The sequence below is a fragment of the Bartonella sp. ML69XJBT genome (genome assembly GCF_028618515.1).
GTDB lineage: Bacteria > Pseudomonadota > Alphaproteobacteria > Rhizobiales > Rhizobiaceae > Bartonella.
On sequence record NZ_JAQITB010000133.1, the window covers coordinates 1 to 916 of the forward strand.

Consider the following 916-nt stretch of genomic DNA (forward strand, 5'->3'; position numbering starts at 1 on the left):
CGGCTAAGCGTTTGCGTTTAAAGCCATTGATATTGGCTTCTCCTTCTTGAATACTAAAGACTTGGCAACCGTTGTTTGGTCCCAATGCGCTTACACGGCAACCACTCACGATATAATGCCCATGGGCTCTGTCATATGTCGCAATAGCTTGCATAGCGGGTTCAAGCAATGAGGGGGATTTTTGATCAATCAGAACACCATCTTGCAAAATATAGACCGGAAAGAAAGTGCCACTTTGCGCATCTTCTTTCAGTGCCCAAACAAGCTTTGCTGTTTCGCGTGCGCCACCTCCTTCTCCTTCTGCCAAGGTGCCAGGCACTTGCCCCAACAGCTCTGGATCATCTTCGTGTGTTATCCATTTTTTTTGCAGCTTTACACCAATTTCCACACGTCCAATCATGGCAACATTATTGAGTACAGCTTCTGCAACGGGGAAAATATCGCCAGCGATATAAATCTTGCCATCTGTCAACGTGACGGTCCTCGTGTCTTTATTGACAAAAGCATCAGCCCGTTCCACGCGGTCTCCTTCTTTTGCCACAAGGCGCCCCAAACGGTCATGGCGTCCCCTTATAATGGTTTGAACCTCATTCAGTTCTCCCGCTTGAAGAAAAGGGCGCTGTCCATAAAAGACAACGCTTTGTTGTTCCTCTTTGCTAACGGATCTGTCAATTGCAAAGGGTAGACCACTTTCATGCTTCATATTAAAACCTCAATAAAATCTTGAATTGTTCGCGAACATTGGCACGCAAAGGAATATTAATGGGCGTTTTGAGTATCTCCACACCGCCATTGAGTTCATCAGGCTCACACCAAAGCTTGCCAGGAGGTGTCTGTTCTGCCACAGTGCCATGAACGAGAAGGGAAACAGAGGCGGCTTGTTTGTCCTCAACATCTTCAAAATCTGTGCGGGCAG

The 916-nt window shown here is 46.9% G+C and carries 1 protein-coding gene and 1 pseudogene; both read right to left on the bottom strand.

Annotated elements, in window-relative coordinates:
• Positions 1–703: DUF4815 domain-containing protein (locus PVV68_RS10525; RefSeq protein WP_273783053.1), on the bottom strand; the 703-nt coding region annotated here is incomplete at its 3' end.
• A 1-nt stretch (position 704) separates the two neighbouring features.
• A pseudogene (locus PVV68_RS10530) lies at positions 705–916 on the bottom strand (phage tail protein); the annotation flags it as partial.